Raw genomic sequence first — 16,942 nt, forward strand, 5'->3', positions numbered from 1 at the left:
ATCAGCAATAACCGTATTCCATTAAACGTTGGTAACGGCGATTAGTCAGCTCTTCTGAATCAAATGCATCTAATTCTTTTAAATCAGATTGGATTTGTGCTTTTAATGAAGCTGCTATTTCGTCATAGTGACGATGAGCGCCACCTAAAGGCTCAGAAATAACGTTATCGATCAGCTTAAGCTCTTTTAAGCGGTTTGCAGTAATTCCCATTGCCTCTGCCGCTAATGGTGCTTTGTCTGCACTTTTCCAAAGGATAGAAGCACAACCTTCTGGTGAAATAACAGAATAGGTGCTGTATTGCAACATATTCACTTTGTCACCCACACCAATAGCTAATGCACCACCAGAACCACCTTCACCAATGACAGTGCTGATGATTGGCACGCCAAAACGTGACATTTCACGTAAGTTACGTGCGATCGCTTCTGATTGACCACGTTCTTCTGCACCAACGCCTGGATAAGCACCTGGAGTATCGATAAAGGTGATAATAGGAAGATTAAAACGTTGTGCCATTTCCATTAAACGAAGCGCTTTGCGATAACCTTCCGGTGCTGGCATACCGAAGTTACGGCGGATTTTCTCTTTTGTTTCACGCCCTTTTTGATGGCCAATAACCATAACAGGACGGCCATCTAAACGCGCAATACCACCCACAATCGCTTTATCATCAGCATAAGCACGATCGCCTGCTAATTCTTGGAAATCAGTAAAGATACGATGAATATAATCCAGTGTGTAAGGTCTTAATGGATGACGTGCAAGTTGTGCAACTTGCCATGCACCAAGATCAGAAAAAATCTTACGCGTTAGCTCTAGGCTTTTTTCTCTTAAGCGTGAAACTTCTTCATCGATATTAATATCAATTTTTTCATCATGTTGGCTAACTGCGGTTAGCGAATCAATTTTCGCTTCTAACTCGGCAATTGGCTGTTCAAAATCCAGAAAATTAAGACTCATAACATTCCTATTTTAGTCAAATTCTAATTCTACCTGCTCATTACCCAGCAGAGTTCGCAGATCTGTTAAAAGCATATCAGTTGGCGTTACACGCCAAGACGCACCAAATCGTAAACGTGCGCAGGCATCATGCTTTTCAAAATAAAGATGAACCGGTATCGTGCCTGAACGATAAGGTTCTAAAACGCCGCGAAGACGATTTAATAATTGCTCATTAATTTGCCTGTCTGATAATGAGATAGCAAGTCCTCGTGCATATTTTTCACGGGCTTCGTTGATATCCATAAGTTCGCGGACTGTCATTTTAAGCCCACCATTGAAATCATCAAAGCTGACCTGCCCAGTAGCAATTAAAATCTTGTCTTGTTCTAATAAATGTTGGTATTTGTCCAATGCATCAGAAAATAACATAATTTCTAAGCGACCTGAACGATCATCTAAGGTACATATGCCAATTCGATTTCCTCGTTTTGTCGTAAATACTTTAGAAGCGAGCACTAAGCCCGCGACTTTCACCATTTGACCGCGTGGCGTTGGTACTAAATCTTTTAGACGCGTTCCTGCTGCATATCGTTCAATTTCTTTTAAATAACGTGTGATCGGATGACCTGTTAAATATAAACCTAATGTCTCTCGCTCACCTTCTAAAACAACTTGTTCTGGCCATTTAGGTATATTGGCATAAGAACGCTCGACTTGTTCAGGAGCTTCTGCTAACACGCCAAACATATCTGATTGCCCTATTGCTTCAGCTTTGGCATGTTGATCAGCAGCTTTTAATGCATCTTCTAATGAAGACATCAATGCGGCACGATGAGGCCCTAGCTTATCGAATGCGCCTGACATTATCAGTTTTTCCATCACTCGGCGATTCAATTTTTTCGTTTCTGTTCTAGCACAGAGATCAAAAATATCTTTAAAGTGGCCGCCTTGCTGACGCGCTTCTACGATTGCCTCAATTGGACCTTCACCCACTCCTTTAATCGCACCAATACCGTAAACGATTTCACCTTCATCATTTACGTGAAAATGATATAAACCACTATTAATATCAGGAGGAAGAACTTTTAATCCCATTCTCCAACATTCATCAACTAATCCCACCACTTTTTCTGTGTTGTCCATATCAGCCGTCATTACAGCAGCCATAAATTCAGCAGGATAGTGGGCTTTTAGCCATAACGTTTGATAAGAAACTAAAGCATAAGCAGCTGAGTGCGATTTATTAAATCCATAACCGGCAAATTTCTCCACCAAGTCAAAGATCCGCATGGCAAGTTCGCCATCTACACCGTTTTTGATAGCCCCTTCTTCAAATACAGAGCGCTGCTTTGCCATCTCTTCAGGTTTTTTCTTACCCATTGCGCGTCGTAACATATCCGCGCCACCCAGCGTATATCCAGCAAGAACCTGCGCAATTTGCATAACCTGTTCTTGATATAAGATAACGCCATAGGTAGGTTCTAAAACAGGCTGCAAGCTCTCGTGTTGCCATTTAACATCTGGATAAGAGATCTCTTCAACGCCGTGTTTACGGTCAATAAAGTTATCCACCATACCTGATTGCAATGGACCTGGGCGAAATAAGGCCACTAACGCAATCATATCCTCAAAGCAGTCAGGACGTAGACGCTTGATAAGATCTTTCATACCACGTGATTCTAACTGGAATACCGCGGTCGTTTCAGAACGTTGCAGCATATCGAAACTACGCTGATCTGTTAATGGGATCGCAGAGATATCAATAGGTTCCAGTGATTTTTTTTCACGGCGGGCATTAATCATTTCTAATGCCCAGTTAATGATAGTGAGTGTTCTTAATCCCAAGAAGTCGAATTTAACAAGACCTGCATATTCAACGTCATTCTTATCAAATTGTGTAACTGGGTTATTTCCTTCTGCGTCACAATAAAGCGGCGCAAAATCGGTAATTTTTGTTGGTGATATAACTACACCACCCGCATGTTTTCCGGCATTACGTGTCACCCCTTCTAATTTACGAGCCATATCAATAAGAGATTTAACCTCTTCATCAGCTTCATAAATTTCAGGTAACTGAGGTTCTGCTGCAAATGCTTTTTCTAGCGTCATTCCAGGATCAGGCGGTACAAGCTTCGAAATTCTATCTACAAAACCGTAAGGATGTCCTAAAACACGTCCAACATCTCGGATAACCGCTTTTGCCGCCATCGTACCAAATGTAATGATCTGAGATACCGCATCACGACCATACATATCTGCAACGTGATCAATTACCCTATCGCGTTTTTCCATACAGAAATCAACGTCAAAGTCAGGCATTGAAACACGTTCAGGGTTAAGAAAACGTTCGAAAAGTAAATCAAATTCCAGAGGATCAAGGTCAGTAATTTTGAGTGAGTAAGCAACTAATGATCCAGCCCCCGAACCTCGTCCCGGCCCTACAGGAACACCGTTATCTTTAGACCACTGAATGAACTCCATCACGATAAGGAAGTAACCAGGGAATCCCATCTGGTTGATTACTTTTAGCTCTATATCAAGACGTTCATCGTATTCAGGACGTCTTTTTTTTCGTTCTTCGGGATCTGGAAACAGAAAAGCCAAACGCTCTTCCAAACCTTCTTGAGATTTTTTAACGAGAAAATCTTCAGTACTCATATCCCCTGTTGGGAATTGAGGAAGAAAGTATTCCCCTAAACGAATGGTAACATTACAACGTTTGGCGATTTCAACGCTGTTTTCTAATGCTTCAGGTATATCAGCAAATAATTCACACATCTCTTCTTCTGTGCGCATATATTGCTGAGGGCTATAATTTTTTGGACGCTTGGGATCTGAGAGTGTAAACCCATCATGGATTGCAACGCGAATTTCATGTGCGTCAAAATCATCACTATCAAGAAAACAGACGTCATTCGTTGCAATAACGGGTAAACCTTTTTCAGAAGCGAGAGCTACAGCTTCATGCAAATAGCTTTCTTCGTCAGGGCGACCAGTTCGGATAAGTTCTAAATAATAACTATCAGGAAAGTGAGTTTGATAATACTCAAGACATTGATCAACTAAGGCACGATTTCCACGAAGCAAGAACTTGCCTACATCGCCCATTCTTCCACCCGAAAGCAACAAGAGTCCTTCTTTATAGGTTGTTAGCCACTCTTGTTTAATAATCGGCCCTGCAGCACCATACCCATGTTTGTAAGCTTCTGAAATCAGTAAGGTAAGATTTTGATAACCTACATTATTACGGGCAAGAATAGTGAGGTGTGCATATTCATCACCTAATAATTCTGTTTCGAGGTAAACATCGGCACCAATGATAGGTTTAATGCCTGCACTATGTGCGGCACCATAAAATTTCACTAACCCACATAAGTTAGTGAAATCAGTAATCGCAAAAGCAGGCATTCCCAGCGAAGCCACTTTCTTCACAAGAGGCCCTGTTTTTGCCAATCCATCGATCATTGAATAATCGCTGTGTACCCTAAGATGGATAAAACGAGGATCTGCCATAATATTTAATTACTCTGTGGATTACTTTAAATTTAATGCTCGTTTTACAGGCGCAAAACTTTTTCGATGATAAGGGGTTGCCCCTAATAAGGCCAGTTTTTCCATATGGAAAACTGTTGGATACCCTTTATGTTTAGCAAAACCATAATCAGGGTAAAGCTTATCTAACTCTTCCATTTCTCTATCACGAGTGACTTTAGCAAGAATAGACGCTGCGCTAATTTCTTGAACTAAGCTATCACCTTTTATAACAGCTTGAGAAGCCATAGGTAATTTAGGGCAGCGATTACCGTCAATCAAAACCATATCAGGTGTAATAGATAATCCTGCAACCGCACGTTCCATTGCTTTCATCGTTGCCCAAAGAATATTTAACTCATCTATTTCCTCAGGCTCTGCACGACCAATTGCCCAACATAATGCTTTTTCTTTTATTTCGTCATACAAGGCATTACGTTTTTTTTCTGTTAGTTTTTTAGAGTCTGTTAATCCTTCAATCGGGTTTGCCGGATCAAGAATAACAGCGGCCGTCACTACAGCACCAACCAGAGGTCCCCGGCCGACTTCATCAACTCCAGCAATAAGATTTGCTTTTGGATATACAAATTCCATTATTTCTCTGCCAATTCTAATACTGCATTTGCTGCTTGCTCATCCGCATTACAACGAATAGCACTATGAAGTTGTGAAAATACTTCTTTTAATTGATGTACTTTTTCTTCATCCGTTAAAAGAGGTAAAAGTTGTTCTGCCAACGCTCTTGGCTCACACTCTTCTTGTAATAACTCTTTAATTATTTCTCTACCAGCTAATAAATTGGGTAATGAAACATAAGGTGTTTTCACTAACTTTTTTGCTAACCAAAAAGTAAATGGTTTCATGCGATAGCCAACAACCATCGGGCATTTTGTCAGCATACATTCTAATGCTGCTGTACCTGACGCTAACAACGTCGCATCACTGGCTGTCATTGCTTCTCTTGCTTGCCCATCAAGTAACTGAATGTCGAGTTCAGGAGCGATATCTTGGTGGATCTGCTCAAATTGAATACGTCGTTTAGTATTCACCAGAGGCACAACAATATGAAGTGTTGGTATTTGTTGTTTTAGTAACTGTGCTGTTTTTATAAAATCAGCGCTCAACATCTCAACTTCTGCATGACGACTACCAGGAAGGAGAGCTAAACAAGAGACATTTTCAGGTATACCAAGATGTTTACGAGCTGCTTTTTTATCTGGATTTAAAGCGATTGCATCCGCCATTGTATGGCCAATAAAACGGCAAGGAACCTGATATTTATCATAAAACGCTTTTTCAAAAGGCAGAAAAGCTAAGACGAGATCTGTCGCTTTACCAATTTTGAAAACACGTTTTTGACGCCAAGCCCACACAGATGGACTGACATAGTGAATAGTTTTGATCCCTTTTTGCTTTAAACGACCTTCAAGTGTGATATTAAAATCAGGCGCGTCAATTCCCACAAAGACATCCGGCTTTAATGCTGAAAATCGTTGAGTGAGATTTTTTCTGATCTTTAATAATCTAGGCAAACGTTCAAGAACTTCAACGATCCCCATGACGGCAAGCTCTTCCATCTCATACCAAGCTTCACAGCCTTCAGCTTGCATAAGAGGCCCTGCAACACCGACAAAACGGACATTGGGATGCATTTGTTTTAGAGCGCGGATTAATCCCGCGCCCAAGATATCACCGGACGTTTCACCAGCGACTAAGCCGATAACTAACGGACGCTGAACAGTAGATAATTGGCCTGACAAGGTCATATCCTAATTAGCGAATGATGCCACGGTTAGATTTTGCTGAGTTTTCCAGAAAATCACTGAACAACTTAACATACGGATTATTATTATCAGTAACCAGTTGTCCAATCTCTTCACGTGCTTCTTCCAGAGTTTTACCATTACGATAAAGAACCTTATAAGCATTGCGAATTGCATGAAGATCTTCTTTAGCAAAACCTCGGCGTTTTAATCCTTCAATATTCAGCCCATAAGGGGTTGCGTGGTTTCCTTGTGCAATAACAAAAGGAGGAACATCTTGTGCCACACCTGAACATCCGCCCACCATAACGTGAGAGCCAATTTGGCAAAACTGATGAACCGCACTCATACCACCGATAATCACAAAATCACCTAAAGTGACGTGACCACCAAGTGTTCCGTTATTAGCAATAATACAGCGGTCACCAATAATACAATCATGTGCAACATGCGTATTAATCATCAGTAAGTTGTCATTGCCAATTTTTGTGATATTGCCACCTTGGGTTGTTCCACGATGAATAGTCACACTTTCACGAATAAGGTTACGATCACCAATAATAACTTGTGTTGGTTCACCACGATATTTCAGATCCTGATTAGCTTCACCAATAGAAGCAAATTGATAAATCTGATTTTCTCGACCAATACGCGTATGCCCATTGATAACAACGTGAGATTTGATATCAGTACCTTCACCAATTTCAACGTTTGCACCAATAACGCAAAAAGGGCCAATGCGAACATTAGCACCAATTACCGCACCCTCTTCAATAATTGAGGAAGGGTGAATGACTGCGGATTTATCTATCATAGGCTAGACCTCACGGCGGCGAGCACACATCATTTCAGCTTCGCAGGCAATTTCCCCATCAACTTTAGCGACGCCTTTAAAGCGAGCAACACCACGGCGTTCTTTAATGAATTCTACCTCTAGGATCATTTGATCCCCTGGTAAGACAGGACGTTTAAAGCGAGCACCATCAATAGCAGCAAAATAGTAGAGCTCACCAGGTTCCAGCTTTCCTACACTTTTGAATGCTAAAATACCCGTTGCTTGTGCCATGGCTTCTAGGATCAATACACCTGGGAAAATAGGTTTTCCTGGGAAGTGACCTTGAAAGAAAGGCTCATTAAAAGATACATTTTTTACTGCTCTTAGAAATTTCTTTTCTTCAAAATCAAGGACACGATCAACCAATAAGAATGGGTAACGGTGTGGAAGTAAATCTAAAATTTCTTCGATTTGCAGAGTATGATTCTCACTCATTGCAATACTCTTCCTGTCTAATAAAACTGCGTCTAATTAATAATAACACGACCTGCTGTGACTCAAAAAAGTGAGTTAACCCGCAGGTCGCAAAATAGGTAACAACCGTCGATGACGTACTTTGTTACTTGTCGCTACTTTCTACTTGACGTTCAAGCGACTTAAGTCTTTTTTGCATTTCATCAATTCGCAACACAAGTGCTGCGGTTTTACGCCATGCTTTGTTCGGTTGTAGCGGGATACCTGAAGAATAAACTCCCGGCTCAGTGATAGGACGCATTACCATACCCATTCCTGTTACCGTTACTTTATCACAGATTTCCATGTGACCATTGATAACACTTGCTCCACCAATCATACAGTAACGGCCTATTTTTAGGCTGCCCGCCATGATGACGCCTCCCGCAACAGCGGTGTTGTCACCAATAATGACGTTATGTGCGATTTGGCACTGGTTATCAATGATAACACCATTACCGATAACTGTGTTATCTAATGCGCCTCGGTCAATTGTTGTACATGCACCGATTTCTACACGATCGCCAATAACAACAGAACCTAATTGTGGAATTTTGATCCAATTACCACGTTCATTAGCATAACCAAAACCATCAGAGCCAATAACTGTTCCTGATTGAACTAAGCAATCTTTACCAATAATAACTTCATGATAAATAGATACATTTGCCCATAAACGGCTATTATCGCCGATATGCGCTTTTTTACCAACAAAACAACCTGCACCGATCACAACATTATCACCAAGGATAACGTCTGACTCGATAACGGCATTTGCACCCACTGACACATTCTTTCCTAATTTAGCATCAGGAGAAATCACAGCGCTTGGGTGAATATTTTGTGCTGGTTGTGGGGTTGTATCCATAATCTGCGCCATTTGAGCATAGGCAAGATACGGATTTTTTACCACAAGTGCGGCAACTGGGCAGAATGGAAGATCAGCTTCTGTTAATACAACGGCAGCTGCTTTGCATTCAGTCAATTTCTCACGATAACGACTATCAGAAAGAAATGTAATTTGTTCGCTATTTGCTAGGCTCATTGAAGCAAGACCGGCGATAGTGATATCACCATCGCCGTGTAACTGTGCATTCAATTGCTGAGCAAGATCAGCTAATCGAATTGAAAACATCTATTATTTAACCTGTTTTTGAACCTGAGCAGTAATATCTTTACCGTCTGCGAAATAAGGTACAGTGTTAGCATCTAAAATTACATCATAACCTTCTTTCTTCGCTACTGCGTCAACAGCGTCTAATACACGTTTCATGATTTTGTTACGTTCTTCAGCTTGACGACGGCTAAAGTCTTGCTCAAAAGCTTGTGCTTTTTGTGCATATGCTTCACGTTTAGCAACCAGATCTTTCTCTGTATTTGCACGTTGTGTTGCATTCATGGTTGGTGCATCTTTTTGATATTTTTCAACAGCAGTCTGTAATGCTTTACCTAAGTTTTGCAATTCAGTATCACGTGATTTGAATTCATTTTCCAATTGTTTCTCTACCGCATCACGGTTAGGAATTTGTTGGAGAACTTGACCGATGTTCACAACACCTACTTTATCTGCGGCTTGAACACCTGCTGACATGGTCAATGCCATTCCTAGGGCAGCGGCACATAACAATTTTTTCACGATTAAACTCCTTAAAACCAAAAATAATTTTTTGTCAGAAATCGGATGCCTTTTTCAACAAAGTGAATCAGGCATCAACCTTACTTACATCGCTACCACGTTCTACCAATATTAAACTGGAATTGCTCTGATTTATCGCCTTCGTAATCTTTTATTGGTTTAGCATAAGAGAATACTAACGGACCTAACGGTGATAACCATTGTAACGCAACACCCGTTGAAACACGTATATCACTTGCACGGCTATAATCAGGCATACCTGCGGTCCAAGCAGAGTTTGTACTACTCCAATTGGTATCCCACACTGTACCCGCATCAACAAACACCGACGTTCTAACTGAAGATGAATATTTATCATCTACGAATGGCGTTGGTGTGATCAGCTCAAAGCTTGCCACGGCCATAGCATTACCACCGATTGCATCGCTTGATGGTTCACCTGGTTTTGGCTTGCCATTTGCATCAAGATAAATCGCTTTAGGACCAATGTTATTTGAACGGAAACCACGAACTGTACCAGAACCACCGGCATAGAAGTTTTCATAGAATGGTAATTCTTTACCACCTAACCCATCACCGTAGCCTAAACGGCCTTTAAACAGGGTTACCCAAGATTCTTTTTCATTAATTGGGTAATAAGCCATACCGTCCCAAGTTACTTTATAGTACTTGTTGTCGGAGCCAGGTACAGTCACACGCCCACTTAAGTTACTTCTCACACCCGAAGTTGGGAAGAAACCACGGTTTAAGTTATTAAAGGTCCAACCCAGGCTGACAGTATAGTCGTCAGCATTAAAGGATTCACGCTTATCAAAGCCTGGGTTTTCACCCATACTTTCAAGATAACGCCACATAGCAACCTGAGGTTCCATACGTGACAGACCATTATGAGTATAGCCTAAGCCAAGACGGGCTGAGTTATATTCATTAATTGGGAAGCCTAACGTACCATCTACACCATAAGATTTATTGGTATAACCTGATAAATCAGCATCATTTGCACGGAAGTCATTATAGAAAACTCGACCACCTAAACTCACACCATTAACGGTAAAGTATGGGTCAGTAACAGACAATTCTGCGTAAGTTGAGTAATCATTTTTACTCGCATTAATCGCGACTGCGTTACCTGTACCTAACCAGTTATCTTGAGTAACCCCCACTTGGAAGCTCACACCACTTTCAGTACCGAAACCGACACCAAAGTTAAGAGAACCTGTGTTACGCTCTTTTACACGATAAACAATATCAACCTGATCAGGTGAACCCGGAATACGTTGCGTTTCTGTTTCAACCGTTTCGAAATACCCTAAACGATTTAAACGCTCTTTACCTTGTTCAACTAAATCGCTACCTAACCATGCACCTTCCATTTGACGCATTTCACGGCGTAAAACAGAGTCTTTCGTGATGTCATTACCTGCGAAACGTACTTGGCGAACATAGAAACGGTTTCCTGCATCTACGTTTACATGCAGTTTAACCGTTTTATTTTCATCATTAATTTCAGGGTTAGTCATAACACGAGGATAGGCATATCCATAACGACCTAACAGATTTTTAATATCATTTTCTGTTTTAGTCACTTGTGCGCCATTATAAAGAGAGCCTGGAGCAATTTGGATAAGCTCTTCAATATCTTTGGTATAGCCTGCCGTATTACCATTGATTTCGGTATTTTCTACCGTGTATTTATCACCTTCTTTCAGGTTAATGGTAATGTAAATTCCTTTTTTGTCTGGCGTTAAGCTGACATTAGTTGATTCAATATCAAAACGAGCGTAACCACGATCGAGATAGAAACTTCTTAATGTTTCTAAGTCACCAGCTAGTTTTTGTTTCTGATATTTTTCATCCGCAGCTAAGTTCCACCAAGGCACATCGTCACGTAATTGGAAGCGGTTAACGAGCTCAGCGGTAGAAAACGCTTTATTACCAACAATGTTGATTTGCTGAATTGTTGCTGATACACCTTCTGCAAACACGAGTTTTAAATCAACACGGTTACGAGGAAGAGGTGTAACAACCACTTTTACAGTTGCATTATATTTACCAACACTATAATAGAAATCTTCAAGCCCTTTTTCGATGTTCGCTAACATTGTACGGTCGAGCGTTTCGCCGATACGAATATTAGAAGCCTCAAGATTCTGTTTTAGCATATCTTCTTTGATTGCTTTGTTACCAGAGAAAGTAATGCTGGCAATTGTTGGACGCTCTTTTACTTGAACAATTAATGTACTTCCGTCACGTAGAACACGGACATCATCAAAGTTTCCTGTCGCAAATAACGAACGGATTGTTCGACTGATATCATCATTGCTAACCGAGTCTCCAACCCGGACAGGCATGTTCAGTAATGCTGCACCAACGGCGACGCGTTGAAGACCTTCAAATTGAATGTCCTGAACTACGAATCCGTCTGAACCGTATGCAGTGGCGCTGCCCAGCAGCAGCGACGCTATAAGCAACTTTTTCATCGCCATCGTTGTTTTGTGTTTTCCTAACCGGTCCCTGCTTACCAATTATAAGCGAGAGAAATCATTGAAAAGTGCAAGTCCCATTAAAAGCATCAGTGCCATAATACCAATACGATAACAGAAATCTTGTACACGCTCAGATACCGGCCCTCCCTTTATCTTTTCGATAACCAGGAAAAGCAGGTGCCCGCCATCTAAGACAGGCAGGGGAAACAAGTTAATGATCCCCAAATTGACACTAATAAGCGCCATAAACATCAAATAATAAACAAACCCAGAATCAGCAGACATTCCTGCGCCTTTCGCGATAGAAACAGGTCCACTAAGGTTAGTTAGTTTGACGTCACCAACCACTAACTTGCCAATCATTTTGACAGTTAAACCCATCAACTGCCATGTTTTATCAGAAGCTTCATACAGTGCTGAAAATGGGTTGTATTGTTGCATTATCAAGTATTGCTCATCAGGAGGTAATACTTGTAATTGCGCACCAACTTGCCCTACTTCAGTGCCGTCTTTCAGTGCAATAGCTGTCGGTGTAATCATTAATTCCAATGACGAGCCATTGCGTTCAACAAGAAGCGCCAATGTTTTATTTGGGCTTTGTCGAACAAAATAAGTAAATGGATGCCATGTATCAATTGGCTGACCATCAACTGTAACGATACGATCCCCTGCCTGTAAACCTGCTTTTTCAGCAGCAGAACCCACCGTTACTTCAACAATTTTCGAGTCCAATCTCGCGCCAACAGGCATAATCCCTAAAGATAAGATGGGATCTTGTTTCTCAGGATCAAAATTCCATTGCTGTAAATTCAGTATATTCTCACTCTCTGAGAGAGAATTTGGATCTGATACAACGAATGAAACCTCTTTGGCACCAATTTTACTGACTAATGCTAAACGAACTGAGTTCTGATCAGGCGTTTCGATACCTGCAACGGATTTTAGTTCCATTCCAGGCGTTAATTTTGCTTGTTCTGCGATAGAATTCGGACGAATGTCTGCAATTACAGGTTTTAATGCAGGAACACCTATCATAAAAACAATCCAATAGGCGACGATTGCTAACAAAAAGTTAGCAATAGGTCCTGCAGCAACAACGGCAGCTCGCTGCCCTACCGTTTTATTATTAAAAGCTAGATGACGTCGCTCAGGAGGAACCTCACCAACACGTTCATCTAACATTTTTACATAGCCACCCAAAGGTATCCATGCGATAACAAATTCAGTGCCGTGTTTATCTACCTTTCGCCAAATAGCTTTTCCGAAACCTATAGAAAAACGCTCAACATAGATCCCACAACGCCTAGCTACCCAAAAATGCCCAAACTCATGTACCGTAATCAAAATACCTAAAACGATAATAAATGCGGCAAGATTCCACAGGATACCCATTACTTACCTTTATAGTTTAAAGCCAGAAGAAATCAGGAAGACCAATCCTGCAAAAACTGGGATAGCTGCAGTCAAACTATCAATTCTATCAAGCACACCACCATGCCCAGGTATTAATTGGCTACTATCTTTTATGCCTGAAACACGTTTAAACATGCTTTCAGCCAGATCACCAAATACCGATACAATGACAACAACACCTGATATTAATAATAAATTATTGGGAACTTCAATTACGGGTGCAAAATGGGTAAATAACCACGAAGCCACACCAGCAGTAATCAATCCACCAACCAACCCTTCAAGGGTTTTACCTGGCGACACTTTAGGGGCCATTTTATGTTTCCCCATTAAGCGTCCAAATGCATAAGCACCAGAGTCAGCAGCCCAAACTAATATCATGACATACAATAACCACCATGCGCCTGTGTAAGTATCAGTGCTATACCCCAACATGCGTAATGCCATCATGCCACAATAAAAAGGAACAATCGTCAATATACCGAACAATAGCTTAATAAAAACTGAATTTTTCCACATATTGGCTGAATTAGGATAACTTACAACTAATAAAATTGCGGCTACCCACCAAATTAAACCAGCCCACAAACCATTTTTTATCATTGGAGTGTCGAGTAGGTGGTCATAATTGGGTAAAGATAACTGCATAATTAACAACAATGCAGCAAAACCCATCCCTGTTGCAATACGTTTACCTTGAGAATGCCAGCCAATAAATTGCGCCCACTCCCAACCTGCTAAGCCTGATATTGCAATAATCACTAACCCAAAACCTGCCGGAGGCAGTAGAAATAGTGCTGCAATAACAATAGGGATTAAAATTAATGCGGTGATGACACGATACTTAAGCAAGTTATCCTCCCAGATTTATAGTATCTGTTTCTGATGTAGTACCACCGAAACGTCTTTCCCGTTTAGCAAAAGCATCTAGTGCATTCTGAAAAACTTGTTCATCAAAATCAGGCCATAAAACCTGTGTAAAATAAAGCTCAGCATAAGCTATCTGCCAAATAAGAAAATTACTTATGCGATGCTCACCACCTGTACGGATCACAAGATCGACACAAGGTTGATTATGCAAGCAAAGATGTGAAGATATGGCATTTTCATTAATATCTTCGAGATTAATTTCTCCTTTTGAGAGAGAGGTCGCTAATTGTTTTACGCTTTGAGTAATATCCCATCGTCCACCGTAATTAGCAGCAATATTTAAATTAAGTCCTGTATTATTCGCAGTTAGTGCAACAGAATTTTTAATTCTGTCTTGTAGACGACGGCTAAAACGACTGATATCGCCGATAACCGTAAGTTTAACATTGTGTTTATGTAGGCTTTTCACTTCGTTGTCTAAGGCGAAGACAAATAATTCCATGAGAGAACTGACTTCTTGCTCAGGCCTATTCCAGTTTTCGCTACTAAATGCGTATAACGTCAGTGATTCAATTTTGTGTTTTACGGAAAAGCTAACCGCATCCCGAACTGCTTTAATTCCCGCGCGATGCCCCGTTACTCGGAGTTTCCCTTGCTTTTTAGCCCAGCGTCCATTGCCATCCATAATGATAGCAACATGCTTTGGTTTTGATGCGGATGAATCGTCACTGGATAAGTTCACTCAATTTAACCCTTTGCTAATCTGATACTGATACAGACAGTCCTCTTCGGATAACCCATGCACAAAAAAAAACCGTGTCACCCACGGCCTTTGGCAAAGCCTCAAAGTTGCTAAAGCAGTAGCTTTAGTAATGAACTGTTAATTTTCATTATTGTCTTTAGTGATTCGGCAACTATACCATTAGCCAGAAAGACGAACAAACACCCTATATTAAATATAATCACCATTATACAAATTGAGTGATTATCTGATGAGTTTCTAATCTGGCTAATTTATCAATTTCTAGAACATCATTAATACTTTGAGGCTCTGATAGGTCAAAATGTTCAACAACTTTGCGATTAATTTTAGCAATATCAGTAAACTTCACTTTTTCGTGTAAAAAAGCATCAACAACGACTTCATTAGCCGCATTTAACACTGTTGTTGCCGCTTGCCCACGCTTAGATGCTTCAATGGCAAGTGCTAAACAAGGGTAACGTTGATAATCTGGACGAATAAACTCTAGCGATTGAATCTCAAAAAAATCTAATGCTTTTGCACCTGATTGAGTACGATGAGGATAAGCCATTGAGTACGCAATCGGTGTTCTCATATCAGGTTCACCAATTTGAGCAATAATACTGCCATCACGGTAGCGAACCATTGAATGAATAACGGATTGAGGGTGAATAATTACTTCCATTTCTTCTTCTGAAGCATTAAAAAAATAGCGAGCTTCAATATATTCCAACCCTTTATTCATCATTGTTGCTGAATCAACTGAGATTTTTCGCCCCATCGACCAATTTGGATGTGCACAAGCTTGGTCTGGCGTCATTGCCTCTAGTTCTTCTAACGGGGTATAACGAAAAGGCCCACCTGAACCCGTTAGTAATATACTGGTCACGCCTTCATCAGCTAAAGATGCATGGCCTAAATTTTCTTGGATAGCTTTAGGTAAACTTTGATAAATCGCGTTATGTTCACTATCAATCGGCAATACAGTTGCACCATATTTAGCCACCGCATCAAAAAAAAGACGCCCACTGGTTATCAGTGATTCTTTATTGGCTAATAAAATTCTTTTACCTTTCTCTATAGCTGCAAGTGTTGGTTTTAGTCCAGCAACACCGGTTATCGCAGACATGACTTGATCAGCTTCATCGAGTGCTGCTATCTCATTAATTGCATGGGAGCCGGATAAGATTTCTGTTTTACAGGATGTATTGGCGAGTAACTGTCTAAGCTGATTTGCGCTTTGTTCATCAGACATCACAGCATATTTAGGTTGAAAAGTGACACATTGTTGCGCCATTTTATTTGCATTTTTTCCTGCTGCTAGGGCAAGAACCTGATATTCACCAGGATTATTTTCAATAACGGAAAGTGTGCTCGTTCCGATAGACCCTGTTGAGCCTAATATAGTTATTTGTTTCATTTATTAATCAATCAGTATGTCTACAACGTTTTAATTAAAGAGAATTATATCAGTATGACAAGGTAAATGAGGGAGAAAGATGAAAACTTTAATAAATAATGTGACAAAAAGAAGATATTAAGCACGAAATTTCAAATAAATAACCAAAAATAATGCCGCTAAAAGCGGCATTATCAAAAAAAGATATAAAATTAGAATTCCATTAACTCTGTTTCTTTCAGTGCTAATGCTTCATCAATTTTTTTAATGAACATGTCAGTTAATTTCTGAATGTCATCTTGAGAACGGCGTTCATCATCTTCGCTGATTTCTTTATCTTTCAGTAATGCTTTTATTTTATCGTTAGCATCACGACGGATATTACGAACAGAAACACGGCCTTGTTCTGCATCACCACGAACAACTTTGATTAGGTCTTTACGACGTTCTTCTGTTAATGGTGGCAGTGGAACGCGAATAATCGTACCAGCAGATGAAGGGTTTAAACCTAAATCTGATGCCATAATCGCTTTTTCGACAGCTGGAGCTAAAGTACGGTCGAAAACCGTAATTGCCAGTGTACGGCCATCTTCTGCAACAACGTTAGCAACTTGGTTTAATGGGGTTGGCGCTCCGTAGTATTCCACTACAATACCGTCTAAAAGGCTTGGAGACGCACGACCAGTACGAACTTTATTAATCTGGCTTTTTAGTGCTTCAACGCTTTTATCCATGCGTTCTTGAGCATCTTTTTTGATTTCATTAATCACGTTATAAACCCTTGGGAACTGGTTATCTTCCAGTCGATATCAAACTATATCGACATAAATGAATTGGCGTACTCTTGATGTTAACGCCAAATTATACCGTT

14 protein-coding genes are annotated in these 16,942 nt (G+C 40.5%); all 14 read right to left on the minus strand.

What is annotated here, in order from left to right:
* Position 1 precedes the first annotated feature (1 nt).
* Positions 2 to 961 carry an acetyl-CoA carboxylase carboxyl transferase subunit alpha gene (accA, locus tag LW139_RS16775; protein ID WP_166539358.1) on the minus strand — a complete coding sequence of 320 codons (960 nt, stop codon included), beginning with the start codon at positions 959 to 961 and terminating at the stop codon, positions 2 to 4.
* Positions 962 to 973: 12 nt separating this feature from the next.
* Positions 974 to 4,456 (minus strand): DNA polymerase III subunit alpha, encoded by a 3,483-nt coding sequence (gene dnaE / locus LW139_RS16780; RefSeq protein ID WP_166539359.1) that lies wholly within the window; start codon positions 4,454 to 4,456, stop codon positions 974 to 976.
* A gap of 21 nt (positions 4,457 to 4,477) precedes the next feature.
* On the minus strand, positions 4,478 to 5,068 hold the full coding sequence (gene rnhB / locus LW139_RS16785; RefSeq protein ID WP_006535883.1) for a ribonuclease HII: 591 nt from the start codon (positions 5,066 to 5,068) through the stop codon (positions 4,478 to 4,480).
* On the minus strand, positions 5,068 to 6,240 hold the full coding sequence (lpxB, locus tag LW139_RS16790) for a lipid-A-disaccharide synthase (protein WP_247850279.1): 1,173 nt from the start codon (positions 6,238 to 6,240) through the stop codon (positions 5,068 to 5,070). The genes rnhB and lpxB overlap by 1 nt, the downstream gene beginning before the upstream one ends.
* 7 nt (positions 6,241 to 6,247) lie before the next feature.
* Positions 6,248 to 7,051, minus strand: coding sequence for an acyl-ACP--UDP-N-acetylglucosamine O-acyltransferase (lpxA, locus tag LW139_RS16795; RefSeq protein ID WP_109409058.1), 804 nt, complete (start codon positions 7,049 to 7,051; stop codon positions 6,248 to 6,250).
* A 3-nt stretch (positions 7,052 to 7,054) separates the two neighbouring features.
* Complete coding sequence (gene fabZ / locus LW139_RS16800; RefSeq protein WP_006535887.1) at positions 7,055 to 7,507, minus strand: 3-hydroxyacyl-ACP dehydratase FabZ; 453 nt, start codon at positions 7,505 to 7,507, stop codon at positions 7,055 to 7,057.
* 124 nt (positions 7,508 to 7,631) lie between these two features.
* Positions 7,632 to 8,660, minus strand: coding sequence for a UDP-3-O-(3-hydroxymyristoyl)glucosamine N-acyltransferase (lpxD, locus tag LW139_RS16805; RefSeq protein WP_227336009.1), 1,029 nt, complete (start codon positions 8,658 to 8,660; stop codon positions 7,632 to 7,634).
* Between the two features lie 3 nt (positions 8,661 to 8,663).
* Positions 8,664 to 9,161 carry an OmpH family outer membrane protein gene (locus LW139_RS16810; protein WP_036934019.1) on the minus strand — a complete coding sequence of 166 codons (498 nt, stop codon included), beginning with the start codon at positions 9,159 to 9,161 and terminating at the stop codon, positions 8,664 to 8,666.
* A gap of 92 nt (positions 9,162 to 9,253) precedes the next feature.
* A complete protein-coding gene (gene bamA / locus LW139_RS16815; RefSeq protein WP_166539362.1) occupies positions 9,254 to 11,647 on the minus strand; it encodes an outer membrane protein assembly factor BamA in 2,394 nt (797 codons plus the stop codon).
* Positions 11,648 to 11,686: 39 nt separating this feature from the next.
* Complete coding sequence (rseP, locus tag LW139_RS16820; RefSeq protein ID WP_109409061.1) at positions 11,687 to 13,039, minus strand: sigma E protease regulator RseP; 1,353 nt, start codon at positions 13,037 to 13,039, stop codon at positions 11,687 to 11,689.
* A gap of 9 nt (positions 13,040 to 13,048) precedes the next feature.
* Positions 13,049 to 13,912, minus strand: coding sequence for a phosphatidate cytidylyltransferase (cdsA, locus tag LW139_RS16825; protein WP_166539363.1), 864 nt, complete (start codon positions 13,910 to 13,912; stop codon positions 13,049 to 13,051).
* 1 nt (position 13,913) lies between these two features.
* A complete protein-coding gene (gene uppS / locus LW139_RS16830) occupies positions 13,914 to 14,615 on the minus strand; it encodes a polyprenyl diphosphate synthase (protein ID WP_208105101.1) in 702 nt (233 codons plus the stop codon).
* A 283-nt stretch (positions 14,616 to 14,898) separates the two neighbouring features.
* Positions 14,899 to 16,092, minus strand: coding sequence for a 1-deoxy-D-xylulose-5-phosphate reductoisomerase (gene ispC, locus LW139_RS16835; protein WP_166539364.1), 1,194 nt, complete (start codon positions 16,090 to 16,092; stop codon positions 14,899 to 14,901).
* A 191-nt stretch (positions 16,093 to 16,283) separates the two neighbouring features.
* Positions 16,284 to 16,841, minus strand: coding sequence for a ribosome recycling factor (gene frr, locus LW139_RS16840; RefSeq protein WP_166539365.1), 558 nt, complete (start codon positions 16,839 to 16,841; stop codon positions 16,284 to 16,286).
* Positions 16,842 to 16,942: the final 101 nt, after the last annotated feature.

It is taken from the genome of Proteus vulgaris, from assembly GCF_023100685.1.
Lineage (GTDB): Bacteria > Pseudomonadota > Gammaproteobacteria > Enterobacterales > Enterobacteriaceae > Proteus.

What these genes read in the sequence shown, in the direction of transcription:
- uppS (WP_208105101.1), bottom strand. Translation starts at nt 14,615, where the DNA reads ATGGATGGCAATGGACGCTGGGCTAAAAAGCAAGGGAAACTCCGAGTA.
- ispC (WP_166539364.1), bottom strand. Translation starts at nt 16,092, where the DNA reads ATGAAACAAATAACTATATTAGGCTCAACAGGGTCTATCGGAACGAGC.
- accA (WP_166539358.1), bottom strand. Translation starts at nt 961, where the DNA reads ATGAGTCTTAATTTTCTGGATTTTGAACAGCCAATTGCCGAGTTAGAA.
- lpxD (WP_227336009.1), bottom strand. Translation starts at nt 8,660, where the DNA reads ATGTTTTCAATTCGATTAGCTGATCTTGCTCAGCAATTGAATGCACAG.
- dnaE (WP_166539359.1), bottom strand. Translation starts at nt 4,456, where the DNA reads ATGGCAGATCCTCGTTTTATCCATCTTAGGGTACACAGCGATTATTCA.
- bamA (WP_166539362.1), bottom strand. Translation starts at nt 11,647, where the DNA reads ATGGCGATGAAAAAGTTGCTTATAGCGTCGCTGCTGCTGGGCAGCGCC.
- lpxA (WP_109409058.1), bottom strand. Translation starts at nt 7,051, where the DNA reads ATGATAGATAAATCCGCAGTCATTCACCCTTCCTCAATTATTGAAGAG.
- lpxB (WP_247850279.1), bottom strand. Translation starts at nt 6,240, where the DNA reads ATGACCTTGTCAGGCCAATTATCTACTGTTCAGCGTCCGTTAGTTATC.
- fabZ (WP_006535887.1), bottom strand. Translation starts at nt 7,507, where the DNA reads ATGAGTGAGAATCATACTCTGCAAATCGAAGAAATTTTAGATTTACTT.
- rnhB (WP_006535883.1), bottom strand. Translation starts at nt 5,068, where the DNA reads ATGGAATTTGTATATCCAAAAGCAAATCTTATTGCTGGAGTTGATGAA.
- rseP (WP_109409061.1), bottom strand. Translation starts at nt 13,039, where the DNA reads ATGGGTATCCTGTGGAATCTTGCCGCATTTATTATCGTTTTAGGTATT.